The 26,399-nt window shown below is 67.7% G+C and carries 23 protein-coding genes and 2 pseudogenes; 7 read left to right on the top strand and 18 right to left on the bottom strand.

Annotation, left to right across the window (positions count from 1 at the left end; translation table 11 throughout):
* Positions 1-45: 45 nt before the first annotated feature.
* Positions 46-801 (bottom strand): triose-phosphate isomerase, encoded by a 756-nt coding sequence (gene tpiA, locus POS15_RS02930; RefSeq protein WP_046273238.1) that lies wholly within the window; start codon positions 799-801, stop codon positions 46-48.
* A 466-nt stretch (positions 802-1,267) separates the two neighbouring features.
* On the bottom strand, positions 1,268-2,203 hold the full coding sequence (locus POS15_RS02925; RefSeq protein WP_019182673.1) for a 2-oxoglutarate and iron-dependent oxygenase domain-containing protein: 936 nt from the start codon (positions 2,201-2,203) through the stop codon (positions 1,268-1,270).
* Between the two features lie 92 nt (positions 2,204-2,295).
* On the opposite strand from POS15_RS02925, the pseudogene POS15_RS02920 reads away from it, so the two are divergent.
* Positions 2,296-2,925 (top strand): annotated as a pseudogene (locus POS15_RS02920) (glycosyltransferase family 4 protein); the annotation flags it as partial.
* Positions 2,912-3,766, top strand: coding sequence for a polysaccharide deacetylase family protein (locus tag POS15_RS02915; protein ID WP_284128928.1), 855 nt, complete (start codon positions 2,912-2,914; stop codon positions 3,764-3,766). The pseudogene POS15_RS02920 and the gene POS15_RS02915, both read left to right, overlap by 14 nt.
* A gap of 72 nt (positions 3,767-3,838) precedes the next feature.
* Here the strand turns inward: POS15_RS02915 and glmM are convergent, their stop codons facing one another.
* The 5 genes from glmM to trpB form a co-directional block, all read right to left on the bottom strand.
* Positions 3,839-5,191: a phosphoglucosamine mutase gene (gene glmM / locus POS15_RS02910; protein ID WP_284128927.1), complete on the bottom strand. Its 1,353-nt coding sequence runs from the start codon at positions 5,189-5,191 to the stop codon at positions 3,839-3,841.
* Entirely contained in the window at positions 5,191-6,075 is an 885-nt protein-coding gene (gene accD / locus POS15_RS02905) for an acetyl-CoA carboxylase, carboxyltransferase subunit beta (RefSeq protein WP_019182669.1), read from the bottom strand. The genes glmM and accD overlap by 1 nt, the downstream gene beginning before the upstream one ends.
* A gap of 138 nt (positions 6,076-6,213) precedes the next feature.
* Complete coding sequence (gene trpA, locus POS15_RS02900) at positions 6,214-7,020, bottom strand: tryptophan synthase subunit alpha (RefSeq protein ID WP_026069697.1); 807 nt, start codon at positions 7,018-7,020, stop codon at positions 6,214-6,216.
* A gap of 7 nt (positions 7,021-7,027) precedes the next feature.
* A complete protein-coding gene (locus tag POS15_RS02895; RefSeq protein ID WP_019182667.1) occupies positions 7,028-7,726 on the bottom strand; it encodes a hypothetical protein in 699 nt (232 codons plus the stop codon).
* Positions 7,723-8,949: a tryptophan synthase subunit beta gene (gene trpB / locus POS15_RS02890; protein WP_019182666.1), complete on the bottom strand. Its 1,227-nt coding sequence runs from the start codon at positions 8,947-8,949 to the stop codon at positions 7,723-7,725. Before trpB ends, POS15_RS02895 begins: the two co-directional genes overlap by 4 nt.
* A 95-nt stretch (positions 8,950-9,044) precedes the next feature.
* Between trpB and POS15_RS02885 the strand changes: the two genes are divergently transcribed.
* On the top strand, positions 9,045-9,935 hold the full coding sequence (locus tag POS15_RS02885; protein WP_019182665.1) for a LysR family transcriptional regulator: 891 nt from the start codon (positions 9,045-9,047) through the stop codon (positions 9,933-9,935).
* Positions 9,936-10,075: 140 nt separating this feature from the next.
* On the opposite strand, the pseudogene POS15_RS02880 reads toward POS15_RS02885, so the two are convergent.
* The 7 genes and pseudogenes from POS15_RS02880 to prmB all read right to left on the bottom strand — a co-directional run bounded on the left by POS15_RS02880 (position 10,076) and on the right by prmB (position 18,108).
* Positions 10,076-10,730, bottom strand: a pseudogene (locus POS15_RS02880) (phosphoribosylanthranilate isomerase).
* Positions 10,727-11,500, bottom strand: coding sequence for a tRNA pseudouridine(38-40) synthase TruA (gene truA / locus POS15_RS02875; protein WP_046273243.1), 774 nt, complete (start codon positions 11,498-11,500; stop codon positions 10,727-10,729). The pseudogene POS15_RS02880 and the gene truA overlap by 4 nt, the downstream one beginning before the upstream one ends.
* A gap of 146 nt (positions 11,501-11,646) precedes the next feature.
* The gene (locus POS15_RS02870; RefSeq protein WP_046273316.1) at positions 11,647-13,710 is read right to left on the bottom strand and encodes a FimV/HubP family polar landmark protein; all 2,064 of its coding nucleotides are present in this window, start codon (positions 13,708-13,710) and stop codon (positions 11,647-11,649) included.
* 88 nt (positions 13,711-13,798) lie between these two features.
* Positions 13,799-14,824, bottom strand: a complete 1,026-nt coding sequence (locus POS15_RS02865; protein ID WP_019182660.1) for an aspartate-semialdehyde dehydrogenase — start codon at positions 14,822-14,824, stop codon at positions 13,799-13,801.
* Between the two features lie 206 nt (positions 14,825-15,030).
* On the bottom strand, positions 15,031-16,086 hold the full coding sequence (locus tag POS15_RS02860; protein WP_284128926.1) for a D-glycerate dehydrogenase: 1,056 nt from the start codon (positions 16,084-16,086) through the stop codon (positions 15,031-15,033).
* On the bottom strand, positions 16,079-17,182 hold the full coding sequence (gene aroC, locus POS15_RS02855) for a chorismate synthase (RefSeq protein ID WP_070425600.1): 1,104 nt from the start codon (positions 17,180-17,182) through the stop codon (positions 16,079-16,081). Before aroC ends, POS15_RS02860 begins: the two co-directional genes overlap by 8 nt.
* Entirely contained in the window at positions 17,179-18,108 is a 930-nt protein-coding gene (gene prmB / locus POS15_RS02850) for a 50S ribosomal protein L3 N(5)-glutamine methyltransferase (RefSeq protein ID WP_019182657.1), read from the bottom strand. The genes aroC and prmB overlap by 4 nt, the downstream gene beginning before the upstream one ends.
* Before the next feature lie 147 nt (positions 18,109-18,255).
* Here prmB and POS15_RS02845 point away from each other — a divergent pair, with 147 nt between their 5' ends.
* Together POS15_RS02845 and asd are read left to right on the top strand one after the other, a co-directional pair.
* On the top strand, positions 18,256-18,906 hold the full coding sequence (locus POS15_RS02845) for an SCO family protein (protein WP_019182656.1): 651 nt from the start codon (positions 18,256-18,258) through the stop codon (positions 18,904-18,906).
* Positions 18,903-19,745: an archaetidylserine decarboxylase gene (asd, locus tag POS15_RS02840; protein ID WP_046273246.1), complete on the top strand. Its 843-nt coding sequence runs from the start codon at positions 18,903-18,905 to the stop codon at positions 19,743-19,745. Before POS15_RS02845 ends, asd begins: the two co-directional genes overlap by 4 nt.
* A gap of 99 nt (positions 19,746-19,844) precedes the next feature.
* On the opposite strand, the gene POS15_RS02835 is transcribed toward asd, so the two are convergent.
* Together POS15_RS02835 and POS15_RS02830 are read right to left on the bottom strand one after the other, a co-directional pair.
* A complete protein-coding gene (locus tag POS15_RS02835) occupies positions 19,845-20,186 on the bottom strand; it encodes a ribonuclease E inhibitor RraB (RefSeq protein WP_046273247.1) in 342 nt (113 codons plus the stop codon).
* Positions 20,187-20,300: 114 nt separating this feature from the next.
* Positions 20,301-21,905 (bottom strand): transglycosylase SLT domain-containing protein, encoded by a 1,605-nt coding sequence (locus POS15_RS02830; RefSeq protein WP_284128925.1) that lies wholly within the window; start codon positions 21,903-21,905, stop codon positions 20,301-20,303.
* 121 nt (positions 21,906-22,026) lie between these two features.
* Between POS15_RS02830 and POS15_RS02825 the strand changes: the two genes are divergently transcribed.
* Entirely contained in the window at positions 22,027-23,532 is a 1,506-nt protein-coding gene (locus POS15_RS02825) for a helicase HerA-like domain-containing protein (protein ID WP_019182652.1), read from the top strand.
* Between the two features lie 55 nt (positions 23,533-23,587).
* Positions 23,588-24,091, top strand: a complete 504-nt coding sequence (gene greB, locus POS15_RS02820) for a transcription elongation factor GreB (RefSeq protein ID WP_019182651.1) — start codon at positions 23,588-23,590, stop codon at positions 24,089-24,091.
* A 110-nt stretch (positions 24,092-24,201) separates the two neighbouring features.
* Here the strand turns inward: greB and POS15_RS02815 are convergent, their stop codons facing one another.
* Positions 24,202-25,032 (bottom strand): DUF3025 domain-containing protein, encoded by an 831-nt coding sequence (locus tag POS15_RS02815; RefSeq protein ID WP_284129617.1) that lies wholly within the window; start codon positions 25,030-25,032, stop codon positions 24,202-24,204.
* The gene (gene rimO, locus POS15_RS02810) at positions 25,032-26,396 is read right to left on the bottom strand and encodes a 30S ribosomal protein S12 methylthiotransferase RimO (RefSeq protein WP_261997113.1); all 1,365 of its coding nucleotides are present in this window, start codon (positions 26,394-26,396) and stop codon (positions 25,032-25,034) included. Before rimO ends, POS15_RS02815 begins: the two co-directional genes overlap by 1 nt.
* Positions 26,397-26,399: the final 3 nt, after the last annotated feature.

Below are 26,399 nucleotides of genomic sequence, written 5' to 3'. Positions count from 1 at the left end.
TCCTCGGACATGTCGTGCCGGCGGTTGGGCCGACAACGTAACTAATTAGCGCCCCGCCGCCGCGGCAGCGATGGCAAGGAAGTCCGCGGCCACCAGCGAGGCGCCGCCCACCAGCCCACCATCGACATCGGGCTGTGCGAACAGTTCCGCGGCGTTGTCGGGCTTCACGCTGCCGCCATAGAGGATCGACAGTGAATCCGCAATTCTAGCATCGAGCTTGGCCACTTCGCCACGGATGAACGCGTGGACCTGCTGGGCCTGCTCCTTGGAGGCGGTCCGGCCGGTGCCGATGGCCCAGACCGGCTCATAGGCGACCACGGCCTGGGCGAACCCTGCGGCCCCGACCAGATCCAGCACGGGGGCCAGCTGGGCGGCGATGACCGCCTCGGTCTGGTTGGCTTCGCGCTGCTCGAGCGTCTCACCGACGCACAGGATCGGGGTCAGACCGGCATGCAGAGCGGCGGCGAACTTGCGGGCGACCAGTTCGCTGCTTTCAGCGTGGTACTGCCGGCGCTCGGAGTGACCGACCAGGCCGTAGCGGGCCCCGACTTCGGCCAGCATGGTGGCCGAGACTTCACCGGTGTAGGCGCCCTTTTCATTGCTGCTGACATCCTGGGAGCCGAACGCGACGGCGCGGCCTTCGAAGGCTTCGACCAGCTCGCCCAGATACGGCAGCGGCGGCAGGACCACGACGTCGACGCCCTGCAGCGGGAGGTCGGCAACCAGGTCACTGACCAGGTCGGTGGCGAATTGGCGGCTGCCGTGCAGCTTCCAGTTACCGGCGACGATCTTGCGGCGCATGGCGGGGGCTCCTTTGGGTATCAGCCGGCCATGATAACGGATGCAACGAAATGGCGTTGGTGGGAAAACGCTTACATTTCAATTGGATATTTATTTTCCGCTGCGGACGAAAGTTAGAAGCAAGGGCGTCGGGCCGGTGGACGTGCCTGCCCTCTGACAGTGGGTCGGCCTGCATGGAACAGCTACGAAGCGCCCGGTCGGCATTGAGTCTGCCCTGCCCTGCCATCCGACGAGGAAATCTGTCGGGGGCGAGCGCTGCCGTGCCCAGCCGGGACCGTCGGGCGCCATGGATGGCGCACGTCGAGCCCCCATGGACGGGTTTACGGCGCGTCCCGGCTGGGCATGGCAGCGATCGCCCAACACGTAGCAGCGAATAGCTGAATGCAGCAGGGCCAGTATGTCTGGAGCCGGCCAGCGGCCGGCACTACTGGAATGAAGAAGGCCGCCTTTCGGCGGCCTTCGTGGCTCATTTCAGCTTGATCTCGCGCAGGCGCTCTTCCAGGAAGCCGTGGGCGGTGATCGGCTCCGGGTAGCGGCTCGGGTTCTCCGGGGTGATGCAGGTCGGCAGCACGTCGATCAGGAAATCCGGGTTCGGGTGCAGGAAGAACGGCACCGAGTAGCGCGGCTGGCGCGCCTGTTCGCCCGGGGGATTGACCACGCGGTGGATCGTGGAGGGGTACACATGGTTGGTCAGGCGCTGCAGCATGTCGCCGATGTTGACCACGATGGTGTCCGCGTCGGAGGTGAACGGCACCCACTTGCCCTCGTGCGACTGCACTTCCAGGCCGGCCGCACTGGCGCCGACCAGCAGCGTGATGAAGTTGATGTCGCCATGGGCCCCGGCGCGCACGTTCGGGATGTTCTCCGCCGTGATCGGGGGGTAATGGATCGGGCGCAGGATCGAATTGCCGTTGTTGGTCTTGTCGGCGAAGAAGTCCTCCGGCAGGCCAATGTGCAGCGCCAGCGCCGACAGGACGCGCGAGCCCAGCTTGTCCAGCGCCTGGTAGATCCCGTAACCCCGCTCGCGGAAGCCCGGCACCTCGCTCGGCCACAGGTTCGGGGCCATCACCTCACGGTACGGGGAGTCGTCCGGGATCTCCCGGCCGATGTGCCAGAACTCTTTCAGATCAAAGTGCTGCGAGCCCTTGGCGGTCTCCACGCCGAAGGCCGTGTAGCCGCGCGCGCCGCCACTGCCCGGCACGTGGTACTGGCGCTTGGTCTCTTCGGGCAGCGCGAAGAAGGCCTTGAAGACCTCGTAGGCGGCGTCGATATCGGCCTGCGGGATGCCGTGGTTGCGGATGCCAGCAAAGCCCCATTCGCGGTAGGCCGCACCCAGCTCAGCCACGAACGCATCGCGGTCGGTGTCGAAACGGGTGATGTCGAGGGTGGGGATCTGGCTCACAGCGATTCCTGCTTGTTCATGGTGGTCGGTGGGCCAGCTGTGGCCCGGCTGAACATTGTGCCAGATCGGGCCAACCCCGCCACCGATACATTCCGTGGCAGTGCCTGCAGGACACCCGCGCCGACGTGCGCGCCGAACTGGGCTTCAGCGACGAGCAGATCGTGGTCGGTTGTGTCGCAGTGCTGCGCGAACCCAAGGGCCACCTGGAGCTGCTCAAGGCGATGGCGCCACTTTGCCAGGCCAACCCGCGCGTGCAGCTGGTGATCGTCGGTGATGGCCAGCCGGTGATGGATCGCCTGATCGCCCTGCGCGAGCAGTTCGGCATCGCCGCGCAGGTGCACCTGCTGGGTTACCGCCAGGGCGCTTGCCGGTTGATGGCCGGCTTCGATATCTTCGCGCTGGCCACCCACAAGGAAGCGGCCGGCACGGTGTTCCTCGAGGCCGCCTACGTCGGCGTGCCGATCGTGGCCACGCGCGTGGGCGGCGTGCCGGAGATGGTGGTGGAAGGCAGCAATGCCCTGCTCGCGCCGCTGGGCGACCAGGCCGCGCTGACCAACGCACTGCGTACCCTGATCGAACAGCCCGACCGCCGCCAGCAGATGGGCCTGGCGGGCTGGGAATGGATGCGCAGCGCGCACCGCTTCACCCCGACCGGTCACACTGAAGCGACCGAACACTATTACCACCAGTGGTTGAAGGAACTGGGCCATGGCCAACGCTAGATCCGTCCCGGTGCTGATGCACCACCATGTCTCCCCGTCCCCGGGGATGATCACGGTCTCGCCGGAAAACTTCGAAAGCCAGATCGCCTGGCTGGCGGCCAATGGCTGGACCTCGCTGACGCTGGACCAGTACGCGGATTTCCTCGCGGGCAAGCCGACGCCGGCCAGGTCGATCGTGATCACCTTCGATGACGGTTACTTGGACAACTGGGTGTACGCGCATCCGATCCTGGCCAAGTACGGCATGCACGCGGTCGTGTTCGTGGTGACCGGCTGGATGGGCGAAGGCGATGTCCGCCCGCATGCGGGCCAGCCCGGCGCCACCCTGCCCGCGACACCGGACCATCGCGGCTGCGAGGAGGCGATCCTGCGCGACAACCGCCCGGACGAGGTGATGATGCGCTGGAGCGAGGCGCGCGCGATGATCGCCGCCGGCACCTTCGAAGTGCATTGCCACACGCACACGCACACCCGCTGGCTCAAGCAGGCGATCTCCCGCGAGCACAAGCGCCAGGGCATCGCCGGCGACCTGTCGGTAGCGCGCGATGTCCTGCAGCAGCAGCTGGGCGAGGTCTCGGACACCCTGTGCTGGCCGTACGGCGACTTCGACGAGGACTATGTGCAGATCGCGCGGGCGCACGGCTTCAAGTACCTGCATACCACCCATCCGTTCGGCCGCAACGTGGTCGGTGGCGATCCGGAACACATCTACCGCTTCGCGATCCGCAACCGCCCGGCGAGCTGGCTGCGCAAGCGCATCGCCCACAGTTACCACCCGCTGATCGCGCCGCTGTTCAACCGCTTCAAGGCGAAGAAAAAGAAGATGGTGCCGGGGCCGTAACGCGCTACCCCGCCGCAACGAAAACGCCCCGGTTTCCCGGGGCGTTTCCAGTTTCCGGCCGAGCTTACCGGCTCAGGCCGCGGCCGCCGCCTTCACCGCCGCCGAGAGGCTGTCCAGCGTGGACTGCATCAACTCGGCGCTGTCGGCCTCGACGGTGACACGCACCACCGGCTCGGTGCCCGAGGGCCGCAGGAACGCGCGGCCGTGCCCCTTCACTGCCTGCTGTGCAGCCAGCAGCGCAGCCTGCACGCTCTCGGCCTGTACGGTGGCCTTGGCAGCGCCCTGCAGGCGCACGTTGACGGTCTTCTGCGGCACCTTGTTGAGTACCGACAGCACCTGGCGCAGCGAGGTGCCGTCACGGCGCAGCACTTCCAGCACCTGCAGCGCACTGACGATCGCATCACCGGTGGTGGCGCGGTCCAGGCACAGCAGGTGACCGGACGCTTCGCCGCCGAGCACCCCGTTGTTTTCCACCAGCGCCTGATGCACGTACCGGTCACCGACGTCGCTGCGCTGGAACGGGATGTTCAGCCGTTCCAGTGCCTGCTCCAGGCCGAAGTTGGTCATCAACGTACCGACCACCGGGCCATGCAGGCGACCGCTGCGCTGCCAGGCCTGGGCCAGCACGAACAGCAGGTCATCGCCATCGACCGGATTGCCCTGGTCATCGGCCATCAGCACGCGATCGCCATCACCGTCGAAGGCGATGCCGAAATCAGCGCCGACTTCGCGCACTTTCGCGGCCAGATTGTCGATGTGCATCGAGCCTACGCCATCGTTGATGTTCAGCCCGTTGGGTGCATCACCGATGCTGACCACCTGCGCGCCCATCTCGCGGAACAGCAGCGGGGCAACGTGGTAGGTGGCACCGTGCGCGCAGTCGAGCACGATCTTCAGCCCACGCAGATCGAACCCGCGCGGCACGCTGGCCTTGCAGAATTCGATGTAGCGGCCGACCGCATCACGCGCGCGCATGGCCTTGCCCAGCCGCTCGGACTCGACCGTGGTGAACGGCGCATCGAGCGCCGCTTCCAGGGCCAGCTCGGTGGCGTCATCGAGCTTTTCGCCATCGGCGGAGAAGAACTTGATGCCGTTGTCGTAATGCGGATTGTGCGAGGCGCTGATGACGATGCCGGCATCCGCACCGAGGGTGCGGGTGAGGAAGGCCACCGCCGGCGTCGGCATGGGGCCGAGCAGCTGCACGTCCGCACCGGCCGCGACCAGCCCGGCCTCCAGCGCGGCTTCGAACATGTAGCCGGAGATGCGGGTGTCCTTGCCGATCACCACCACCGGGCGGTGCCCGTTGCGCTCGGTCAGCGCGCGCCCGAGCGCATTGCCCAGGCGCAGCACGAAATCGGCGGAGATGACGCCCTCACCGACCTTGCCGCGGATGCCGTCGGTGCCGAAATACTTGCGCGACGCCATCAGGCCGCCGCGTCCGGTGCCGGCGCCGGCTGGCGTGCCAGCATGGCCAGGATTTCGGACAGGCGATCGCGCATCTCGCGGCGGTCGCAGATCTGGTCGATCGCGCCGTGCTCGAGCAGGAACTCCGAGCGCTGGAAGCCTTCCGGCAGCTTTTCGCGCACGGTCTGCTCGATCACGCGCGGGCCGGCGAAGCCGATCAGTGCCTGCGGCTCGGCGATGTTGATGTCGCCCAGCATCGCGAACGAAGCCGACACGCCACCGGTGGTCGGGTGGGTCAGCACGGAGATGTACGGCAGGCCGGCATCGCGCAGGCGACCCAGCGCGGCCGAGGTCTTGGCCATCTGCATCAGCGAGAACAGGCCTTCCTGCATGCGCGCGCCGCCACTGGCGGAGAAGCACACGTAAGGCGCACCGATCTCCAATGCCTTTTCCGCAGCCAGCGAAAAACGCTCACCGACCACCGAGCCCATCGAGCCGCCCATGAAGGCGAAATCGAACGCCGAGGCGACCAGCGGGCGGCCCTTCATCAGGCCCTGCATGGCGATCAGTGCGTCGTACTCGCCGGTGTTCTTCTGCGAGGCCTTGATGCGCTCGCTGTACTTCTTCTGGTCCTTGAACTTGAGCAGGTCCGTCGGCCCCAGGCGCGCACCGATCTCGGTGGTGCTGTCCGCATCGAACAGCGCGGCCAGGCGCGCACGCGCGCGGATGGCCATGTGGTGGCCACACTTGGGGCAGACTTCCAGGTTCTCTTCCAGCTCAGGACGGTAGAGCGCGCTGCCGCAGCTGCTGCACTTCTCCCACAGGCCCTCGGGGACGCTGCGCTTCTTGCTGGGGACGTTGTCGGTGCGGATGCCAGACGGCATCAACTTGCTGAGCCAACTCATGCGGGATGCTACTTCCGTTCAGGGCGGCCCGTGGGCCGCAAAGGCGGACAGTCTAGCTCACCGTTTCCATGCTCGGGCACCCCCCGGCGGTTGCCGGGGGGCTGACGTAAACCATTCTGGTACGTACGTTTGCGTGCTTCAGGCGGCGTCGAGAGCGCGTCGCAGCGGCGTGAGGAATGCCTGCGCGGTCCGTGCTGCGCCCGTGGCATCGGGCGCCTCGCCCAATGCGGCCACCAGTGCACTGCCCACCACCACGCCATCGGCCTCCACGGCCATGGCCGCCGCACTGGCCGCATCCTTGATCCCGAAGCCGGCCACCACCGGCACGCTGGAGCGGCTGCGCAGGTCGCGCAGGCGGGCACTGGCGGCGCTGCTGTCCAGCCGTTCGGATGCGCCGGTCACACCGGCAAAGCTGACGTAGTAGAGGTAGCCTTCGGCCATCGCGGACAAGGTATCCAGACGAGCGTCGGCCGTGGTCGGCGAGGCCAGCAGGATCAGCGCCAGACCGGCCGCGGTGAAGATCTCACGGGTTTCGGCGGCTTCTTCCGGCGGCAGGTCGACCAGCAGGATGCCGTCCACGCCCGCGGCGATCGCCGACTGCGCGAAGCGGGCCGTGCCATGGATCTCGATCGGGTTGAGATAGCCCATCAGCACCACCGGGGTGGTGGCATCGTCCCGCCGGAAGGCTGCGACCGTTTCGAGCACGTAGCGCAGCCCTGCCCCGCGGCCCAGCGCGCGCTCGGAGCTGCGCTGGATGGTGGGGCCGTCGGCCATCGGGTCGGAGAACGGCACCCCCAGTTCGATCACGTCCGCACCGGCAGCCGCCAGGGCGTGCATCACCGGCACGGTGGCGTCCAGGCCAGGGTCACCAGCGGTGATGAAGGGAATCAGCGCCTTGCGACCTTCAGCGCGCAGGCGGGCAAAACAGGCATCGATACGGTCCACGGACATCTCAGGCACATCCTTCAATCAGTTCAACGGCGCCACTGGCGCCCCAGTACAGCTTCGATATCACCCCGTCGAAGATCTCCAGCCGGATCGCCAGATCCGAGCCGGGGTCCTGCCAGGTCAGGTATTCGCCCGTTTCCGGGTCATAGGCATGCGGTGCGCGCGTACTTCCCGGCGGCAAGCGCTTGAGCGCTTCATCCAGCGTCATGCCCAGGCGCAGCCCAAACGGCCCCGGCTGGGTGATGGCCTCGTAGGAATCCTCGATCGGGGCCAGTTCAAAGCGCTGCACGTGATCGTCCTCGACCATCATCGACACGCCCTCGGGCAGGTTGCCCCGCTCGTAGTACTCGCACGCACCGCTCGGCTCGCCCTCGCTCAGCCCGGCCGAATGCCAGGGGCCATCGGCGGCGAGCTCGGTGAAGCGCTGCCCGATCAGCACATCGCCTGCATGATCCAGCGCGACCGAGACCACCGAAGGGGCGGCCTCGTCAGCCACGGTGGCCTCCGCCGCGGCAGGCGGCGCCGGCTCGTCCTCGATCGGGCGATTGGCGATGTCATCGTCATTGCTGGCCAGTTGCCGCGCCGGTGCGACCGCACCGACCGCTGCGGCAGGCGCCGGCAGCACCGGCGGATCCGGCGGCGTGCATCCGGTCAGGCCGACCACCATCAGCAGCGCACTTCCCTGGCGCAGCAGCGGATTCACAGCACCAGACCCTCGCGCGCAGCGATGGTGTGTACATCCTTGTCGCCGCGGCCGGACAGATTGCACAGCACCAGCTTGTCGCGCGGCAGCTCGCGGGCGATCTTGATCGCCTGCGCCACCGCATGGCTGGATTCCAGCGCTGCCAGGATGCCTTCGCTGTGCGCCAGCTGGTGGAACGCGGCCAGCGCTTCGTCATCGGTGATGCCCACGTACTCGGCGCGCCCGGCATCGGCCAGGAAGGCGTGCTCCGGGCCGACGCCCGGGTAGTCCAGCCCGGCCGAGACCGAATGGGTCTCGGTGATCTGGCCGTCGTCATCGCAGATCACATAGGTGCGGTTGCCATGCAGCACGCCCGGGCGGCCGGCCGCGATGGAGGCGGCGTGACGGCCGGTCTCGATGCCATCGCCGGCCGCTTCGGCGCCGACGATGCGCACGTCGCGATCGTTGAGGAACGCGTGGAACAGGCCGATCGCATTGCTGCCACCGCCGACGCAGGCGGTGATCGCATCGGGCAGGCGACCGTAATCGGTGAGCATCTGCGCGCGGGCTTCGCGGCCGACGATCGCGTTGAAATCGCGCACCATGCGGGGATACGGATCCGGGCCGGCCACGGTGCCGATGATGTAGAAGGTGTCGCGCACGTTGGTGACCCAGTCGCGCATCGCCTCGTTGAGCGCGTCCTTGAGGGTGGCCGAGCCGGAAGTGACCGGCACCACTGTCGCGCCGAGCAGCTTCATGCGGTAGACGTTGATCTTCTGCCGCTCGATGTCGGTGGCGCCCATGTAGACCACGCATTCCAGGCCCAGGCGTGCGGCTACGGTGGCACTGGCCACGCCATGCTGGCCTGCACCGGTTTCGGCGATGATGCGCTTCTTGCCCATCCGCGCGGCGAGCAGCGCCTGGCCGATGGTGTTGTTGATCTTGTGCGCGCCGGTGTGGTTGAGGTCCTCGCGCTTGAGCAGGATCTGCGCACCGCCGACCTGCTGGCTCAGGCGCTCGGCATGGTAGATCGGGCTGGGACGGCCCACGTAGTGGGTCAGGTCCTTGTCATAGGCGGCGATGAAGGCCGGATCGCGACGTGCCTGGTCATAGGCGGCGGCCAGCTCCTGCAGCGGCCCGATCAAGGTCTCGGCGACGAAACTTCCGCCATAGCGGCCGAAATGGCCGTTGGCATCGGGGTAGGCGTGGAAATCGACGATGGGGGAAGTGGGGGAAGCGGACATAGCGCGACAGCCGGTGGAGACAGGCTGCCAATTTAACGCACCTGTCATGACAGGAATATCGATAATATCTGTCGCGACCTGTCAGGAAAACTCACATGACCGACGGACCGTTGCCCCCGCTCAATGCGCTGCGCAGCTTCGAGGCGGCCGCCCGCCTGGGCGGGGTCGGCCGGGCGGCCGACGCCTTGCATGTCACCCATGGCGCGATCAGCCGCCAGTTGCGTCTGCTCGAAGAGTACCTGGGCGTTGCGTTGTTCCAGCGGGAAGGCCGTGGGCTGCGCCTGACCCGCGCCGGCAAGGACCTGCAGGCCGCCTGCGAAGGCGCCTTCGAACAGATCCGCGAGGCGGTCGTGGCGCTCAAGCGCCAACAGCGGCCCGAAGCGCTGGTGCTCGGCTGCAGTGGCAGCATCCTGGCGCGCTGGATGATTCCGCGCCTGCAGGCGCTGCAGAGCGCCCTGCCCCAGCTGCCGTTGCACTGGTCTGCCCAGGACGGCAGCTTCACCAGCGAACAGCAGGGTCTGGATGCGGTCCTGCTGTTGGCCCAGCCACCGTGGCCGCGCGGGTGGCAGGTGCGGGAACTGGCCCCCGAGCGCGTGGGCGTGGTGATCAGCCCCCACCACCCAGCGGCGGCACGGTTGCGCCATCAGCCGCCGGCAGCGTTGCTGGCCGAGCCCCTGCTGCATACCACCTCGCGCCCGCAGGCATGGCCGGCATGGGCGCTGTCGCATGGGCTGGACCCGGCGCAGCTGCAGCTGGGCAGCGGCTTCGAGCATCTGTACTACCTGCTGGAAGCGGCGGTCGCGGGCCTTGGCGTGGCGATCGCGCCGGAGCCGCTGGTCGCCGATGACCTGGCCGCAGGTCGGTTGCTGGCACCGTGGGGATTCGGCGCGACCGGCGGGTTCTGGGTTCTGGCGACCCCGGAGGGCGCGGCGGACCCCCGGGTGGATGCGCTGGCGGACTGGCTCACGGCGCAGCTGGCGGGATGAGCGCGCCACGACCAACGGTCGTGGCCAGCCGGACGGCGGCAGATTTATCAGGTTGCCGGCCAGCGGCCGGTACTACCGCGCAGCGGGCGGAATGACGCCGCCACGACCAACGGTCGTGGCCTACGCGTGGGGCCTGCGGATCAATCCGCTTCGTGGCAATCGGCGCGGCGCACTTCTTCCACGAACTTGCGCATCTTGTACCCGTCCTTGATGCCCGGCTCGGACTCGATGCCGCTGGAGACATCCACGCCCCATGGCAGGGTCGCCACGATCGCATCGAAGACGTTGTCCGGGTGATTCCCCCGCCAGCAGGAACGGCCGGTGCAGACCGGTCGGCAGGCGGGTCCAGTCGAAGGCCACGCCGGTTCCGCCGCCGCCGCCGGGAGCGTGGCTGTCGAACAGGAACCCGGCCGCGCTGGGGTATCGCAGCTGCAGCTGACGGGCGTTGACCTCATCCTTGCCGCCCATCGCCACGGCCTTCAGGTAGGGCATGTTGAAGCTGCGGCAGAACGACTCGTCTTCGTCCCCGTGGAACTGCAGCAGGGTCGGCCGGACGGTACGCAGTACCTCGCGCACCTCTTCCTTGCTGTTGTCGCGGAACAAGGCCACCACATCCACCATCGGCGCGATCGCCTGGCGCATCGCGCGCGCTTCGGCCGGGGCGACCCGGCGCTTGCTCTCGCGGGCGAAGATGAAGCCGACCGCGTCCACGCCGAGCTCGCCGGCCAGGCGCACATCACCGGCACGGGTCATGCCGCAGAACTTGATACGGGTGCGGTAGAAGGAGCGGCTCATAAGGTGACCTCGGCAGGCAGCTGCCAGTTGTCGGGGTACAGGGGACCAACGAAGACCAATCCCTGCGGCGGAGCGGTCGGGCCGGCGACGGTACGGTCGCGCCCGGCCAGCAACTGCTCCATCCACGAGACCGGTTGCTCACCACAACCGACCAGAATCAGTGAACCGACGATATTGCGCACCATGTGATGAAGGAATGCATTGGCCTGAACGGCGACCTCCACCACCTCGCCCTGGCGGGTCACCGAGAGCGACTGCATGTTCCGGCGCGCGTGCAGGGCCTCGCACTGCACGCTGCGGAAGGCACTGAAGTCGTTCTCGCCCAGCAGGGCCTGCCCTGCCGCATGCATCAGCCCGGCATCCAGCGGCCGGCGCTCCCAGCTCAAGGTCTGCCGATAGAGCGCCGGGCGGACCTGGCGATTGAGCAGGCGATAGCGGTAGCGGCGCGCGCGCGCGGCGAAGCGCGCATGGAACTCATCGGCCACCGGAACGCACCAGCGCACGGCGATCGAACGCGGCAGGCGGGTGGTGGTGCCCAGCATCCAGCTGCGCGGATCGCGCACGACGTCGGTATCGAAATGCACGACCTGGCATTCGCCATGGACGCCGGCATCGGTACGCCCGGCACACACGACCTGGATCGGCGCATTGGCCACCGAGGACAGCGCTTCCTGCAGGCTGGCCTGCACGCTCGGGCAGCCGCTCTCACCGAGCTGCTGCCAGCCTTTGAATTCGCTGCCGTCGTATTCCACGCCCAGTGCGTAGCGCATGGTGAACCTCTGTGTTTTGGGGGACCGGCGCAAGCGCCGGGTGGTGCATCAGGCAGCGTCGCGCTCGGACCACACGGCCGGTTCGCTGGAAGCGAACGCGACGTGCTCCAGCGGGCGTGCGCGGATTGCCATCGGGCGGACGTGGCTCATCCCAGCCGCGCCAGCAGTTCGCGCGCCTCGGCCTGGCTGTGCGGGTCGGCACCGACGGCCACTTCGTGCAGCAGCGTGCGCGCGGTCTCGGCGTCACCGAGGTCCAGATAGGCAATGGCCAGTTCCAGGCGGTCGCGGCCAGGGCTGCCGACCGGGGCGATGGGGGCCTCGTCGGCTGGCGGAGCAGCAGCATCGGCAATGTCATCCGCGCGGGCCGTGTCGTCCGCACTGGCGATGACCGGCGCAGCGTCGAAGCCAGCGTGATCATCGCTCGCCTCTGAACCGTGCGCTTCGCCGGCCACGGATTCGTCCGGGAATTCGAAGACGCCGCGGAACGAGGGGTGCGCTTGGGCTTCCAACGCGTGCGCCGGCGGCTCGATCAGCGGTGCCGGGTCACGGAACAGCGCATCGTCCACGGTCACATGCTGCGCGTCGGCCTCGATGCCGTAGGCGGATGCAGCGGTGGGCTCGACCTCCGGCAACACCGGCGCTTCGTCCGTCGCGGGGGCGCTCCAGCGAGGATCATCGAGAGGAACCTGCGGCTCGGCGTCGTGCATGGAAGGCGTGGGCGAGAAGACCGGCTCACGGCGCAGCCCGGCATAGACGTCGGCGTCGGCAACGGCTTGCTCGTCGGGCAAGCGGTGCGCGTCATCGCGCTGTGCGGCCAGTTCGTCCCCCTGGTCGGCCGCCGGCACGGCCGCGGCCAGCGAGGCGCCGTCGAGCCCATCACGCGCCAGTGGCGGCAGCGGCGACGGCTTGCGGCGGCGCAGCAGCGCCCATCCCCCGACCACCAGCAGCAGCACGACCAGGCCCAGCCAGTACCAGCCACCGCCGGCGCTGTCGCGCGTACCGGGCGCCTGCTCCAGACGCTGTTGCGCGGCGGCCAGGTCGGTGTCCCTCATCTCGATCAGCGAGGCCTGCTGCGCCTTGAGCTTTTCCAGCTCGGCCACGCGCTCACGCAGTTCCTGGATCTCGGCATCGCGCGTGGCAACGTCTTCCTTGGCCTGTCGCAGTTGTTCGTTAGCCAGCATGTCGCCCTCGGTGCCGGCAGCGGTGCCGGTGGTTGTACCTGCGGTGGTGCCTGCGGCGGCAACGGCCGGCGCGATTTCAAGGCGAGCGCCCTGGGTGGCGGCCGGGGCCGCGGTGGCGGGTGCCGGCGCTGCGGCGACGCCACTGTCGGCCGGTTGCGGGATCGCCGCACGCGACTGCCGCCACTGCGCGGTGTGCTCGCGCACGATCGCCGCAGCCTGCTTTGCATCGATCTGCGCCACCCCGTCGGCGCCCGGCGTGCGCAGCACCGCGCCCTGTTTGAGCAGGTTCACGTTGCCACGGATGAAGGCATCGGGATTGGCCCGCAGCAGCGCGATCATCGCCTGGTCGCGGTTGATGCCCTGCTCGCGGGCCAGCGAGCCGGCGATCTGCGAGAGGGTCTGCCCGCGCTGCACCGTAACGCTGCCATCAGCGGCGACCGGCGCACTGGGTGCCGCACGTGGCGCGGCCGGGCGCGGCGTGGTGGCCGGTTGCGCACCACGCGACGGCGTGGCGGCAACAGGTGCGGCCTCTGGTGCGGGCTCACGGATGATGGCGTTGGACATCGCGCCGGCAGGGGCGACGATCTCCGGCTCGGCCACGGTGGCGGCGCTGTTGGGCGCGTCCACCAGGGCGGAATACTCACGGACCAGGCGGCCCTGCCCCCAGTCGGCTTCGATCAGGAAATTCAACGAGGGCGTGGCGACCGGTGCCTGGCTGCTCACGCGCACCACGGCGCGGCCCTGCGCATTGCGGGTCAGCTCGAACTGCAGCTCACTGACCAGCCCGGACGGCGGCTCCAGGCCCACCCGGGCGAACGTGGCCGACGAGGCCAGCGCGACGCGGAGGTTTTCCAGTTCCGAAGGATCGGCGGAAATGACGGGAATTTCGGCCAGCAGCGGCTGGCCCGGCTTGGACAGCACCCGGATATCGCCCAGGCCCAGGGCCATGGCCGAACTGCTGGCCAGGGCCAGCAGCAGCGTCGATACATACTTGAGCGGACGCACTGCGCCCGGAGCCCGGTTCTTCATGGCGGCCAATATAGCGGCTCCCCCCGTGATCGGCGATGTTTCAATGCGGGCTGTCGGCGGCATCCCCATGCCGCCGACCACCGCGCGATCAGCCTTCGGCGGCGACCAGCTCGGCCAGCTGCACCGCATTGAGGGCCGCGCCCTTGCGGATGTTGTCCGAGACGATCCACAGGTTCAGGCCACGCGGGTGCGACAGATCCTCGCGGATGCGCCCGACGTAGACGGCATCGGTGCCCGAGGCATGGGTGACCGGGGTCGGATAGCCACCGGCCTCGTGCTTGTCGACCACTTCCACGCCCGGCGAACGCGCCAGCAGTTCGCGCGCGGCATCCGGGGTGACCTTGTCGCGGGTTTCGATGGTGACCGCTTCGGAGTGACCGTAGAACACGGGCACGCGCACGGCGGTCGGGTTCACCAGGATGCTGTCATCGCCGAGGATCTTGCGCGTTTCCCAGACCAGCTTCATCTCTTCCTTGGTGAAACCGTTGTCCTGGAAGTCATCGATATGCGGGATCAGGTTGAACGCGATCTGCACCGGGAAGCGCTGCGGGTCGATGTCCTGGAAGCTGAGCAGCTGGCCGGTCTGCTTGCCGAGCTCTTCCAGCGCCGAGCGACCACCGCCGGAGACGGACTGGTAGGTCGCCACGTTGATGCGCTCGATGCCGTACTGGCGGTGCAGCGGGGCAAGTGCGACCAGCATCTGCATGGTCGAGCAGTTCGGGTTGGCGATGATGCCGCGCGGGCGGTGCTTCAGCGCCTCCGGGTTCACTTCGGAGACGACCAGCGGCACGTCATCGTCGTAACGGAAGGCCGAGGAGTTGTCGATCACCACCGCACCGGCGGCGGCGAACTTCGGGCCAAATTCCTTGGAGACGCTGCCACCGGCGGAGAACAGCGCGATGTCAACGCCGTTCGGATCGAAGGTGCTCAGGTCCTGGACCTTGATCTTCTCGCCCTGGTACTCGATCTCGCCACCTGCCGAACGCGAGGACGCGAGCAGGCTCAGCGTGGCGATCGGGAAGTTGCGCTCGGCCAGGATGGCCAGCATGGTTTCGCCGACAGCACCGGTGGCACCGACGACGGCGACGTGGAAACGACGATCTGGATTGCTCATGGGGGAACCTCGTGTTGGGCGTACCGACCAACGGTCGGTACCTGCCTTGTTTGGGGGATGTGTACCGACCAACGGTCGGTACCTGCCGGAATGTTGAATGTGCGTGCCGACCAACGATCGGTACCTGCCGTGCCTTGGGGATGTGTACCGACCGACGGTCGGCACCTTCCGGTTCGGGAACCTCGCCTGTTGGCCAGCGCGGTTCCCTATCGTTTTGCGTCGTCGATTTTTTTGCCGCCCACGGTCGCGCCGCCGGTTTTCACGGCAGCGACAGCGTCGGCGTTGATCGCGCTCGGCGGGTTGCCCGCGTTCGGCCCCTGCCCCAGTGCGGCGGTCAGGTTGTCCACGGCCAGCTGCACCATCGCCCGGCGCGTGGCCTGGCTGGCACTGCCGATATGCGGGGTCAGCACGATGTTGTGCAGGGCGAGCAGCTCCGGGCGCACCGTCGGCTCGCCTTCGAACACATCCAGCCCGGCCGCGGCCAGGCGACCCTTGGCCAGGGCATCGGCGAGCGCCAGCTCATCCACGATGCCGCCACGGGCGATGTTGACCAGGGTGGCGGTCGGCTTCATCTTCGCCAGCGCGGCGGCATCGATGATGTGATGCGAGGAGGCGTTGTACGGCAGCACCAGGACAAGGTGATCCACCTGCGCCAGCAGGGTGTCCAGGTCCACGTACTGCGCACCGACCTCGGCCTCGGTGGCCTCGGGCAGCCGCGAGCGGTTGTGGTACAGCACGCGCATGCCGAAGCCGTGCGCGCCGCGGCGGGCGATGCCCTGGCCGATGCGGCCCATGCCGAGGATGCCCAGCGTGCTGCCGTGGATATCCGCACCGAGCATGGTCTGGAACGACCACTGGCCCCATTGGCCATCGCGCAACCAGCGCTCGGATTCGGTGATGCGGCGCGCGGTGGCCATCAGCAGCGCGAACCCGAGGTCGGCCGTGGTCTCGGTCAGCACGTCCGGGGTGTTGCTGGCCAGGATGCCGGCGGCGCTGAGCGCGTCGATATCCAGGTTGTTGTAGCCCACACCGACGTTGGCGATCGCGCGCAGTCGCGGCGCGTTGGCGATCTCGGCCGCGCCGATGCGTTCGTTGAGGGTGATCAGCGCGCCATCGACGCCAGCCAACTGCTCGGCCAGCCCCTGCGGCGTATAGCGGGTGACGTCGCCGGTCATGGTCAGGTCGAAATGCTGCCCGAGCTGCTCGACGACATCGTCGAACAGGGGCTGGCTGACCCAGACCTTGGGGCGCGGGTCAGCCATCGATCGTGCCCGGGATGCGCGGGGTGATCTCGCCGACATCGCCGCACTGGGCGCGATGCCGCAGCGCCTGGTCCATCAGCACCAGTGCCATCATCGCCTCGGCGATCGGCGTGGCGCGGATGCCGACGCAGGGGTCGTGGCGACCGGTGGTGATCACCTCGACCGAGGCACCGCTGGCGTCCACCGTGGCACCGGGCAGGCGCAGGCTGGAGGTCGGCTTGAGCACGATCGAGGCGGTGACCTGCTGGCCGGTGGAAATGCCACCGAGGATGCCGCCGGCATGGTTGCTGGCAAAGCCCTGCGGGGTGAGCAGGTCACGGTGCTCGGTGCCCTTCTGCGCGGCGCTGGCAAAGCCGTCGCCGATCTCCACGCCCTTGACTGCATTGATGCTCATCAGCGCGGCCGCCAGATCGCCATCGAGCTTGCCGTAGATCGGCTCGCCCCAGCCCGGCGGCACGCCGTCAGCCACCACGTTGACGCGCGCGCCGACCGAATCACCGGACTTGCGCAGCGCATCCATGTAGCTTTCCAGCGCCGGCACCTGATCGGCGACCGGCCAGAAGAACGGATTGTCTTCCACCGCCGACCAGTCGAAGCCGGTCGGGGTGATCTCGCCCAGCTGCGAGAGATAGCCACGCACCGTGACGCCATGGCGCTGCAGCAGCCACTTCTTGGCGATGACGCCGGCAGCGACGCGCATGGTGGTTTCGCGCGCGGACGAACGACCGCCACCGCGCGGATCGCGGATGCCGTACTTCTGCCAGTAGCTGTAGTCGGCATGGCCCGGACGGAACTGCTGGGCGATGTTGGTGTAATCCTTGCTGCGCTGGTCGGTATTGCGGATCAGCAGGCCGATCGGGGTGCCGGTGGTACGGCCTTCGTACACCCCGGACAGGATCTCGATCTCATCGGCTTCGCGCCGCGCGGAGGTGTGCCGGCTCTTGCCGGTGGCCCGCCGCTGCAGGTCGTGGGCGAATTCGTCGGCGCTGATCTCCAGCCCCGGCGGACAGCCGTCCACCACGCAGCCGATCGCCGGACCGTGCGATTCGCCGAAGGTGGTGACGGTCAGCAGTTTGCCGAAGCTGTTGGAACTCACGGCCGCTGCGCTGCCAGTTCGGTGATGCGGGCACTGTGCGCGATCAGTTCGCGGCACTCGACGGCGAAGATGCCCATCTGGCCGACCTTGAACTCGACCCAGCGGAAATCCACTTCCGGCAGCAGCTTGTACAGGTGCTGCTCGGACTCGCCCACTTCACAGATCAGCAGGCCATCCTCGCTCAGGTGCAGCGGGGCATCGCGCAGGATCTTCAGCACCAGGTCCAGGCCATCGTCGCCGGCACGCAGGCCCATTTCCGGCTCGTAGGAGTATTCCTGCGGCAGGGCATCGGTCTCGTCGTTGGTGACGTACGGGGGATTGGTGACGATCAGGTCGTAATGACGGCCGGTCAGGCCGTTGAACAGGTCGGACTTGAGCAGGGTGACGTTCGGCGTCTGCAGCCGTTCCTTGTTCTCTTCGGCCAGCGACAGGGCCTCGTCGCTGAGGTCCACACCGTCCACTTCCCAGTTCGGGTAGTAGTGGCCCATGGCGATGGCGATGCAGCCCGAGCCGGTGCACAGGTCGAGGGCGCGATGGACATCGCGGCCGGCCAGCCACGGCTCGAAGCCGCACTCGATCAGTTCGGCGATCGGCGAGCGCGGCACCAGGGCGCGCGCGTCGCTCTTGAAGCTCAGGCCGGCGAACCAGGCCTCACCGGTCAGGTAGGCGGCCGGGATGCGCTCGTCGATACGGCGCTGGAACAGCTCCAGCACGCGGACCTTTTCGTCCTGCAGCAGGCGCGCCTGGCCATAGGCCGGGCCAAGGTCATGCGGCAGGTGCAGGCTGTGCAGGACCAGCTGGGTGGCTTCGTCCAGGGCGTTGTCGTAGCTGTGCCCGAAGGTCAGCCCGGCGGCGTTGAAACGGCTGGTGCCGTAGCGGATCAGGTCGATGATCGTGTGGAGTTCGGCGGCCGTTTCGGCAGTCATGGCGGGGCAACAGACAAAGTGGCCCTCGATTATAGGCGCTGGGGCGGGCCGGGGCATCCGTTGCAGTCGAAACGGGTGCGGCTGCCGCATGGGACGCCATCGCCCGCATCCCTCTATCATGGTGGCCACTTCCGGGACGGGGCCCTTATGTTCAATCGCAATGTCGGCATCATCCTGCTGATCGCCCTGGCCGCCGGGCTGGGCCTGGTCGTGGCCCAGAAGGTCTTCGCGCCCAAGCCGGGCGGTGAACGACCGGCCACGGAATCGATCACGTTCTACCCGCAGCCGCGCCCGCTGCCCGATTTCAACCTCGGCCAGTCCGACGGCACCCGCCTGATCCCCGGCGAGCTGAAGGGCCATTGGACCCTGGTGTTCCTCGGCTTCACCTTCTGCCCGGACGTCTGCCCGACCACGCTGGCCGATCTGGCCCAGGCCCAGAAGCAGTGGGAAGCCCTGCCTGAAACACTGCGCCCGCGGCTGGTCTTCATTTCGGTCGATCCCGAGCGCGACACCCCGGCGCGGCTGGGCGAGTACGTCCACGCCTTCCACAAGGACACGCTGGCGGCCACGGCGGATGTGCCCTCGCTGGAGCGCTTCGCCACCTCGCTGGGCTTCGTGTTCCAGAAGGTGCCCGGCAAGCATTTCGATGAAAACCCCGAGGACTACACCCTCGAGCACTCGGCCAGCCTGGCCGTGCTGGACCCGGAAGGCCGCCTGGCCGGCCTGATCCGCCCTCCTTTCCAAGCGCAGGCCATCGCCCGCGACCTGCAACTGCTGACCGAGAAATCCGCCCCATGAGTTTGATGACCACGCTGAGCTACGCCCTGCCCCACCGCCTGCTGTCGTCCATGGCGCGCAGACTGGCGTACTCGAGCAACCCGCGGATCTCGCGCTGGCTGATCGATACCGTGACCGCCAAGTTCGGCGTGAACCTGGCCGAAGCCGCCAACCCGGACCCGCGCAGCTACCGCACCTTCAATCAGTTCTTCACCCGTGCGTTGAAGCCGGGCGCGCGCGTGGCCGATGCCGATCCGCGCACGCTGGTCATGCCGGCCGACGGCCGGATCAGCCAGCTGGGCACGATCGAGGACGGGCGCATCTTCCAGGCCAAGGGGCAGTCCTTCACCGCCGCCGAACTGCTGGGCGATGCCAAGGATGCGGAAGTCTTCCACCACGGCCTGTTCGCCACGGTGTATCTCTCGCCGAAGGATTACCACCGCGTGCACATGCCGTGGACCGGCACGCTGCGCGAGACGGTGCATGTGCCGGGTCGGTTGTTCAGTGTCGGGCCGGCGGCGGTGAACAAGGTGCCCGGGCTGTTCGCCCGCAACGAGCGCCTGGTCTGCCACTTCGATACCGATTTCGGCCCGATGGTCTCGGTGATGGTCGGCGCATTGCTGGTCTCCGGCGTGGAGACGGTGTGGGGCGGCGAGGAGATCCCGGCCTACGGCGATACCATCACCCGCAAGGATTACCGCGGCAAGGGCATCACCCTGGAGCGCTTTGCGGAGATGGCGCGCTTCAATTACGGCTCGACCGTGATCGTGCTGCTGCCGCCAGGCGTGGCCGAGTTCGCGCCGCATCTGGACGCCGAGCATGCGGTGCAGTTGGGGCAGGCGCTGGCCACCCTGAAGTGACGGTAGGGCCGGCACATGGCCGGCACTACCCGGGCTCACGCCCATAAAAAAACGCCCTGGGAAACCGGGGCGTTTTTTTGTGTGCGATGTTCCGCTCGATCAGACCTCGACCGGGCCGACGTCCATGCCGTCGTAGTCTTCCACGCCGTTCGCTTCGGCCAGGGCCTGCAGCTCGTGGTTGCGGGCATCCAGCGAGGCTTCGGTGTGCACCTCGGCGCGCTCCACGTGCAGCACGTGGTACGGGGCTTCGCCCTCTTCCAGATCCGGTTCGAACACTTCCACCAGGGTGTACCCCAGTTCGACCAGCTTCTCGCCCAGGCCGTGCAGCGGCTCCGGGGTGGTGTTGACGAAGAAGTAGCCCCACAGCATCGGGCCGTTGAGGTCCCAATCGGTGTTTTCACGGATGTTGGCGAACATCTCGTTGATTGCGGTGATATCCATCTTGCTGTCCTGTATGCGTGTTGCGGTGAGCGCCGGCACGTGGCCGACGCTGCGATGGATGTGCTGGGCCGGGCGGCCGCAGGCGTGATGCCGGCGAGCCTACCCGGTTATGGCTTACTTGTCGCAGCCCTGCAGTTTGATGCTCTGGCCCTGCCTGAGCGAATAGGCCGGGGCCTTGAGGCCGTTGGCCCGCGCCAACGTGGGCACGTCGCACTGGAACCTGGCGGCGATCTTGCCCAGGGTCTCGCCCTTGCCGACCTTGTAGCTGCGCGCCGGCTTGGCCTTGGGCTTGGCGGCCGGGACCGCCACCGGGGCGGCCGGGGTCACCGCTGGCATCGCCTGGGCCTGGGCGACCGGCACCACGCTGCCGACCGCCACGTTGCCGGTGTAGCTCACCGCCGTGGGGCGAACGATCGCCGCATTGAGGTCGGCGGTGATCAGGGTGCGGGCCAGATCGGCACGCGGGCCGCTGACACAGAAGCGGTTGTACAGCCCGGCGATGCGGGTGGTCGCGTTGATGGTGGTGCCGGCCGGAATCCAGCCGTCGGCCTCATAGCGCGGGTTGAGGTTGCGCAGCGCGCGCATGTAGCCGTCGCGGGTGCCGGTGCTGCCCAGGCAGATGGTCAGTTCATAGATCGTGGTCGACTTGGCCAGGCGGATGGTGGCCGGCTGTGCGTTGATCTTCGGGAACTCCACGCCGTACTGCTGCGGGTGCAGATAGATCCAGGCCGCGGCGATCACCATCGGCACGTAGTCCTTGGTCTCGCCCGGGAACTGGTTGTAGACGCTGTCGGTCCAGAAGCTCTGGCCCGGATACTGGCGGAACACCCGGATGGCACGGCCCTCACCGCCGTTGTAACCGGCCAGCGACAGCTCGACGCTGTTGTTGAGCTCGCGCATGCGCTCGTTGAGGTAGGTGGCGCTGGCCTCGGCCGCGCTGCGCGCATCGAAGCGGGTGTCGAAGCCGGTGCCATCCGGGCCCAGGCCGAAACGACGGCCGGTGGCCGGCATGAACTGCATCAACCCCGCCGCGCCCGCACGCGAGGACGCATGCACCCGCCCGTTGGATTCCTTGGCCATGATGCCGAACAGCAACGCTTCGGGCAGGCCACGCTTTTCCCACTCCGGCCACATCACCGCCCGCAGGTTCTGGTAGTTCTCGTAGCTGGTGAGCAGCGCCGGGCGCATGTCGGTCAGCCAGCGGCGGATGCCCGCCTGCACGGCCGGGTTGTACTCGACCATGGTGTCGAAGGCGTGGCGCTTGTCATTGAGCAGCGCTGCGGCGCGGGCAGCTTCGGGCACGTCGGCAGCCAGCGGGCCGACATGGTCCGGGTCGGCCTCCAGCAGGGTGCCGTCGGCGATGACGGTGCCGTCCTCCCTGTCCTGCTGGCTGTCGGCGTTGCTCTTGAGCAGGCGCTTGTAGGTCGGCAGCAGGTTGCTGACCTGGCAGCCCTTCTGGGCCACGCAGGCGCTGATCACATCCTCCATGTCCTCCAGCGCGGCATCGGCCTCGTTGGTGCCTTTCGGGTCGGCATTGTTCACCAGCACCAGCGCCGCGTTGTAGCGCTTCTCGGCGGCTGTCATGCGCTGATCGAGCGCCTCCACCTTGGCCTTGTCGCGGGCGGAGACGCGCTGGGCATGGGCCTCGGGGACGAACGACAGCATCGCGGCGACCGCCAGCAACGGCCAACCACGGACAAGCAAGACAGGAACGGGCATTTTTGGCACTGTGTGCGAACGATGGGGCAGAGTAGCCGTGCCGCTTGCATCGGGGCAACCCGTCTGCCGGCCGGTCAGTGCCGACGTTTAGAATCCCGCCTATTCACACTGCGAGTTGACCATGGATCCGATTCTGCTCGGCAAAGGCATCACCGACGATATCCCCGTCACCCTGTTGCCGCGGCTGGGCAACCGGCACGGCCTGGTGGCCGGCGCGACCGGTACCGGCAAGACCGTCACCCTGATGACGCTGGCCGAAGGCTTCTCGCGGATCGGCGTGCCGGTGTTCCTGGCTGATGTGAAGGGTGACGTGTCCGGCCTCGCCGTAGCCGGTGCCGGGACGGATGCGCTGCTGCAGCGCGCGAAGGACCTGGGCGTGGCCGACTACGCGCCCGCCGCCAGCCCCACCATTTTCTGGGACCTGTACGGCAAGCTCGGCCACCCGGTGCGCACCACGGTGAGCGAGATGGGCCCGACCCTGCTGGCCCGCATCCTGGAGCTCAACGACACCCAGGCCGGCGTGCTGGACATCGTGTTCAAGCTCGCCGACGACCGCGGCCTGCTGCTGCTCGACCTGGATGACCTGCGCGCCCTGCTCGGCCTGGTCGCCGAAGAGCGCAAGGACATCTCCACCGAATACGGGCTGGTCAGCGCGCAGACGGTGGCGGCCATCCAGCGTTCGCTGCTGCGCCTGTCGCAGGACGGCGGCGAGGCCTTCTTCGGCGAGCCTGCGCTGGAGCTGGCCGACATCATGCGCGTCAACCACGACGGCCGCGGCGTGATCGGCATCCTCGCCGCCGACCAGCTGGTACTGAAACCGCGGCTGTACTCGACCTTCCTGCTGTGGCTGCTCTCGGAGCTGTTCGAAACACTGCCGGAAGTGGGCGATCTGGAGAAGCCCAAGCTGGTCTTCATCTTCGATGAAGCGCATCTGCTCTTCGATGACGCACCGCCCGCGTTGGCGCAGCGCATCGAGCAGGTGGTCCGGCTGATCCGTTCCAAGGGCGTGGGCGTGTATTTCTGCTCGCAGTTCCCCGATGACGTGCCGGCCAACATTCTTGGCCAGCTCGGCAACCGCGTGCAGCACGCGCTGCGTGCGTTCACCCCGCGCGACCAGAAGGCGGTGAAGGTCGCCGCCGAAACCTTCGTGCCCAATCCGAAACTGGACGTGGCTGCCACGCTGGCCAAGCTGGGTACCGGCGAGGCGCTGGTCTCCACACTGCAGGACAAGGGCATCCCCTCCCCCGTGCAGCAGACCCAGATCGCACCGCCGCGCTGCCGGATGGGTGCGATCAGCGAGGCCGAACGTGCGCAGGTGCGCGCCGGCAGCCCGGTCGGCACCCGCTACGACACCGCGATCAATCGCGAATCGGCGGCGGAACGGCTGGCGCAGCGCGCGCAGCAGGCGGTCGAGCAGGCCGATGCGCCCAAGGCCCGCACCCGCCAGCAGGATGAGGCGCAGGAAGGCGGCTTCGGCCAGTCGATCAAGGATGCGATCTTCGGCACCAAGCGCCGCCAGGGCATGATCGAAACCATGGCCAAGCAGACCACGCGCACCGTCGGCACCAAGCTGGGCAACCAGATCGTGCGCGGCCTGCTGGGCGGTATTTTCGGCGGAAAGCGCTGATACTCCGTGTCGCGCCGCATGGCGCGGCACCTTTTGACGAGCACAAGCAGACCTGATGTCGCGTTGGCGTCCCCCCGCGGAAAAAAGCACGGCCCTGATCACCGCACAGGGCCACCAGCGGCTGAAGACCGAACTGGATGAACTGTGGCGGCACAAGCGCCCGGAGGTGGTGAAGGCGCTGGCCGCCGCCGCCGCGGAAGGCGACCGCTCCGAGAATGCCGAATACACCTACCGCAAGAAGCAGCTAGGTGAGATCGACCGGCGCGTGCGTTACCTGACCAAGCGACTGGAGGCGCTGCGCATCGTCGATACGGCGCCGACCGATCCGAACGCCGTGTTCTTCGGCGCGACGGTCGAGCTGGAGAACGTCGACTCGGGCGATATCCACGTGTACCGCATCGTTGGTCCGGACGAGACCGACGCCGGTGCCGGCTGGATCAGCATCGATTCGCCCTTGGCCCGCGCATTGCTGAAGAAGCGCGTGGACGATGAGTTCGAAGTGGAACTGCCCAGTGGCCGCCATGGGTTTGCGATCCTGTCGGTGGCGTATCCCGGCTGACGGCAAGTGCATCGACGCGTGGCGTGGATCTACCGGGGATGTTGGAAACCACCGGGAGTAGTGCCACGCCCTACGTGAAATGCGCGCACATCATCACTGCAGCCGCCGAATCACCCCAGCGCTGTGGGATACACGCGCCCCGGGCGCAACGGGCGGAAGTAGTCGGCCTGCGCATAGAAGGCCGCCGCCTGCCGCGCGTGCCACCCGGGAATCCCCGCCAACGGCAACGGACGCAGCTCCAACGGATCACCAAGCCGCTCACCGTCCGCGATGGCCTGCGCCACCGCCGCGACCGCACTGGCATCGTCATCACTCGGTACCACCACGCACTTGCCGACCAGCAGGCGGTCCGGCAGCAGGGCCTGCTCCAGCAGCGCATGCCCGATCACCGCCGCGACGGCGATATCACCGTTGCGCCAGTGCCCTGCTCCGTCCACGAACAGCGCCGGCCAGTCGTGCCGGTCCCATGCGCCCAGCAGCGCAGGGTCGCGCACCCGCACGATCACGCCTGTTTCGTCGAACTGGGTCAGTGCAGCCTGCGCACGGTTGCGTTGCCCCGGCGCCATCGCCGCGATGTGCCGGCATTGCTGCTGGTTGAGCGCGCGCTTGATGGCAGGGTAACGCGCCCAGATCAGGGCGTTGAACAGGTCATGCCAGTTGTCCGCACGCGTGGCGATCCGGCCGCGCCCGGCGATGCGCGTTTCATAGTGCAGGCCGTCGGCCAGCAACGCCTCGTCCTGCTCGGCCAGATGCTTGTCTGGCAACGCGAGGCGCGCATCGAGTGCTGCGATGGTGGGCCAGTCGGATGCGCCCATCAGATCCTGGAACTCGCGCAGCCCGGCATAGATCGGCTGTGCGAAGCAGGCCGCATCCACCGCGTTGCGCGGTGGTGCGATGAAGCGGCGTCGACCGCCAGTATCGGCAGCCGACGCCGATACGATCACAGCACGTGCAGATCGAACGGCTTGCGCGCTTCGGCGGCGAGGATCGCGTCACCGAACAGATCGTGGTCGTCGCTCTCGGTGATCTCCACATCGACGAACTGACCCACGCGCAGCTTGGCTTCTTCCGCGTTCTGGATATGCACCAGACCGTCGATCTCCGGTGCATCGGCCTTGGAACGGGCCACCGCGATGCCGTCTTCGATGGCATCGACCAGGCACTGCTGCACGGTGCCGATCTTGGCTTCCAGGCGCGCGGCGGAAATCTCCGCCTGGCGCTCCATGAAGCGGGCCAGGCGCTCCTGCTTCACTTCTTCGGGCACCGCACCGGGCAGATCGTTGGCGGTCGCGCCGGTGACCGGCGAGTAAGCGAACGCACCGACGCGGTCCAGCTGCGCCTCGTCCAGGAAGCTCAGCAGCTCCTCGAACTCGGCATCGGTCTCGCCGGGGAAGCCGACGATGAAGGTCGAGCGCACCGTGATGTCCGGGCACAGCTGGCGCCAGCGCTGCACGCGCTCGAGCGTCTTGTCGACCGCGCCCGGGCGCTTCATCAGCTTGAGGATGCGCGGGCTGGCATGCTGGAACGGGATATCCAGGTACGGCAGGATCCGGTTCTCGGCCATCAGCGGCACGATCTCGTCCACGTGCGGGTACGGGTAGACGTAATGCATGCGGGTCCACGCATCCAGCTCGGAGAGGCCTTCGCACAGCGCCTTCAGGCGGGTCTGGTAGGCCTTGTCACGCCACATGCGCTCGGCGTACTTCACGTCCACGCCATAGGCCGAGGTGTCCTGGGACACCACCAGCAGTTCCTTGACGCCACCACGCACCAGCCGCTCGGCTTCGCGCAGCACCTCATCCACCGGGCGCGAGACCAGCTTGCCGCGCATCGAGGGGATGATGCAGAAGCTGCACTTGTGGTTGCAGCCTTCGGAAATCTTCAGGTACGCGTAATGGCGCGGGGTCAGCTTGATGCCGTAATCGGGCACCAGATCCACGAAGGGATCGTGCTTGGGCGGCAGCGCGGCGTGCACGGCCTCCATCACGCTCATGTAGTCCTGCGGACCGGACACCGCCAACACGTTCGGGTAGGCCTCGCGGATCTGCTCCGGGCGTTTGCCCAGGCAACCGGTGACGATCACCTTGCCGTTGGCGTTCATCGCCTCGCCGATCGCATCCAGCGACTCGGTCACGGCCGAATCGATGAAGCCGCAGGTGTTGACCACCACCACGTCGGCCGAGTCATAAGAGGGAACGATGTCGTAGCCCTCGGACCGCAGCTGGGTCAGGATGCGCTCGGAATCGACAAGGGCCTTCGGGCAGCCAAGGCTGACGAAGCCGACTTTGGGGTTCAGCTGGGACATGGA

It is taken from the genome of Stenotrophomonas sp. BIO128-Bstrain, from assembly GCF_030128875.1.
GTDB lineage: Bacteria > Pseudomonadota > Gammaproteobacteria > Xanthomonadales > Xanthomonadaceae > Stenotrophomonas > Stenotrophomonas bentonitica_A.
The sequence above is the reverse complement of the archived record's forward strand: the minus strand, read 5'-3'. Positions and strand labels throughout refer to the sequence as shown.

Bases quoted from the DNA above. Each gene is read 5' to 3' on its own strand.
- accD (WP_019182669.1), bottom strand. From the start codon at position 6,075: ATGAGTTGGCTCAGCAAGTTGATGCCGTCTGGCATCCGCACCGACAAC.
- POS15_RS02870 (WP_046273316.1), bottom strand. From the start codon at position 13,710: ATGAAGAACCGGGCTCCGGGCGCAGTGCGTCCGCTCAAGTATGTATCG.
- rimO (WP_261997113.1), bottom strand. From the start codon at position 26,396: ATGTCCCAGCTGAACCCCAAAGTCGGCTTCGTCAGCCTTGGCTGCCCG.
- trpB (WP_019182666.1), bottom strand. From the start codon at position 8,949: ATGTCCGCTTCCCCCACTTCCCCCATCGTCGATTTCCACGCCTACCCC.
- POS15_RS02885 (WP_019182665.1), top strand. From the start codon at position 9,045: ATGACCGACGGACCGTTGCCCCCGCTCAATGCGCTGCGCAGCTTCGAG.
- POS15_RS02825 (WP_019182652.1), top strand. From the start codon at position 22,027: ATGGATCCGATTCTGCTCGGCAAAGGCATCACCGACGATATCCCCGTC.
- glmM (WP_284128927.1), bottom strand. From the start codon at position 5,191: ATGGCGTCGCGCAAGTATTTCGGCACCGACGGCATCCGCGGCAAGGTC.
- POS15_RS02860 (WP_284128926.1), bottom strand. From the start codon at position 16,086: ATGGCTGACCCGCGCCCCAAGGTCTGGGTCAGCCAGCCCCTGTTCGAC.
- prmB (WP_019182657.1), bottom strand. From the start codon at position 18,108: ATGACTGCCGAAACGGCCGCCGAACTCCACACGATCATCGACCTGATC.
- POS15_RS02835 (WP_046273247.1), bottom strand. From the start codon at position 20,186: ATGGATATCACCGCAATCAACGAGATGTTCGCCAACATCCGTGAAAAC.
- POS15_RS02915 (WP_284128928.1), top strand. From the start codon at position 2,912: ATGGCCAACGCTAGATCCGTCCCGGTGCTGATGCACCACCATGTCTCC.
- truA (WP_046273243.1), bottom strand. From the start codon at position 11,500: ATGCGCTACGCACTGGGCGTGGAATACGACGGCAGCGAATTCAAAGGC.
- POS15_RS02865 (WP_019182660.1), bottom strand. From the start codon at position 14,824: ATGAGCAATCCAGATCGTCGTTTCCACGTCGCCGTCGTCGGTGCCACC.
- asd (WP_046273246.1), top strand. From the start codon at position 18,903: ATGAGTTTGATGACCACGCTGAGCTACGCCCTGCCCCACCGCCTGCTG.
- tpiA (WP_046273238.1), bottom strand. From the start codon at position 801: ATGCGCCGCAAGATCGTCGCCGGTAACTGGAAGCTGCACGGCAGCCGC.
- POS15_RS02830 (WP_284128925.1), bottom strand. From the start codon at position 21,905: ATGCCCGTTCCTGTCTTGCTTGTCCGTGGTTGGCCGTTGCTGGCGGTC.
- greB (WP_019182651.1), top strand. From the start codon at position 23,588: ATGTCGCGTTGGCGTCCCCCCGCGGAAAAAAGCACGGCCCTGATCACC.
- POS15_RS02845 (WP_019182656.1), top strand. From the start codon at position 18,256: ATGTTCAATCGCAATGTCGGCATCATCCTGCTGATCGCCCTGGCCGCC.